Source organism: Globicatella sulfidifaciens DSM 15739, from assembly GCF_900167405.1.
Classification (GTDB): domain Bacteria; phylum Bacillota; class Bacilli; order Lactobacillales; family Aerococcaceae; genus Globicatella; species Globicatella sulfidifaciens.
This window is the reverse complement of record NZ_FUWO01000038.1, coordinates 1-1,951: the sequence shown is the minus strand read 5'-3', so window position 1 is coordinate 1,951 and position 1,951 is coordinate 1. Positions and strand designations below refer to the sequence as shown.

The window sequence follows — 1,951 nt, the reverse complement described above, 5'->3', positions numbered from 1 at the left end:
TTCTTTTTCAATCTTTCGTCTTGTTCGCTTGGAACTCCCTTATAGTATCATGATATCCAACACTCGTCAACACCTTTTTTACTTTAATTTTACATTTTTTACAACAATATATCCACTCGATGATTTTAGGTGATCGAGTGGATATTAATCTATCTATTTTGTTGGATTTTAGTTTTGTTGAATTGTTTCATCAACTTCTAAAGTAATGGTTAATTTTTGAGTTTCTCCTTGACGAATAATGGTTAATTCAACTTGGTCGCCTGCTTGATGTTTGTAAAGTTCTTTTCTTAAGTCCATCATGCCATTAATTGCTACACCATCAAATTCTGTAATGACATCGTATTTTTCCATACCTGCTTTATCTGCGGCTGTACCTGAAACGACTTCCGATACTACGACACCATCCTCAGCATCTTCGGCTAAACCGAGCACTTCAACTTTTGATCTTGCTGATAATTGACTAACAGGAATTAAATAGCTTACACCTAAAACTGGTCTTGTTACTTTACCGTTTTCTTCTAATTGTGAAATGATATTTTGCACATCATTACTTGGGATAGCAAAGCCCATCCCTTCGATTTCAGTTGAGCTTAACTTACTTGAATTAATACCAATTAATTCTCCGTTCTTATTGATAAGCGCACCACCTGAGTTCCCTGGGTTAATCGCTGCATCCGTTTGAATTAAGTTCATTTCCCAATCATCTTCGCCGTCATCATTCATATCAAATGGTACGACACGATCGGTTCCAGATACGATACCTTGAGTTACTGAACTTGAGAACTCACTTCCTAAAGGAGATCCAATCGCAATCGCTAAACTTCCTACTTTTAATTGATCTGAATCAGCAAAAGTAATGGCTGTCTTTAATTTCTCTGAAGAAACTTTTAGGACTGCTAAATCTGTAAACACATCTGTTCCGACTAATTCTGCATCGACTGTGTCCCCTTCAGCAGTGATGATTTGTAATTTATCCGCCCCATCAACAACGTGATTGTTGGTTACAATACAAGCTGTATCTCCTTCAATTTTATATACAACCCCACTACCCGTTCCGTATAATTCTAAAGATTGTTCTGGATCTTGTAAATCGACAGTTCCTTGACTATTAGAACTGTAGCCATATCCAAATCCATAATTACCAATTTGATTCATATGTTGAGATTGTAAATTATTAACTGATACTACCGCATCACCTGTTTTTTCTACAGCACTCATAATCGCTGATTCGAAGTCCGTTAATGTTTGACTATTAGTGTCACTTTCTTGTGAATATGCTTTCATCTTTTCAGATGGTTGAAATATTCCATTAAACGCAAGTAAAAACACCATTCCAATGATGATGGCACTGCCTAAAATACCGCCAAAGACACCTTTCCAAAATGGATTATCTTTTTTATTTGAATTCATCGGGATTATGTTTTGTGAATCATCATTTGTCTTTTTGTTGTCCATAGTAATTCTCCTTTACTAATCTTGATTATGTATTTAATATATCACTGATTTATGAATAATCATTGAACATTCTTCTATAAAATATTTACCAATTATTTATTTTTTATGTTCAGAGGTTGGGCAAAATTTAAAAATTCCGTTTAGTTTTAACTGTTTATTTTATAGCGCAGCGATTGCGCAAGTCTCAAACTACGACTTAATGAAACTGGCATAAACTTGAGAAATTCAGTCAAATGATTACTCGCTAGTTAAAAGTGCAGTGGTTGAGTGGTCTCAACCAACGTCTTAAAGACTTGTTTGAGACCTACTCCACTATCCAGGGGTAGGCAAACGAAGCGAAAATTATTCAAGTTTCTACTTCTGGCCAACTCCTAACTGTGCGGGGTGAACAGACGAAGTGAAAACCAATCGCCTTTCTACTTCACTCCCACGGTCATTATATTAGTTAATTACACTTTTTCATTTACAAGCTGTCAGCTAAGGAAACCTCGGTATT

General features: G+C 35.6%; 1 protein-coding gene. It reads right to left on the bottom strand.

What is annotated here, in order from left to right; all coding sequences use genetic code 11:
- Positions 1–168: 168 nt before the first annotated feature.
- Complete coding sequence (locus tag B5D12_RS09990; protein ID WP_234982963.1) at positions 169–1,455, bottom strand: S1C family serine protease; 1,287 nt, start codon at positions 1,453–1,455, stop codon at positions 169–171.
- Positions 1,456–1,951: the final 496 nt, after the last annotated feature.

Bases quoted from the DNA above. Each gene is read 5' to 3' on its own strand.
- B5D12_RS09990 (WP_234982963.1), bottom strand. From the start codon at position 1,455: ATGGACAACAAAAAGACAAATGATGATTCACAAAACATAATCCCGATG.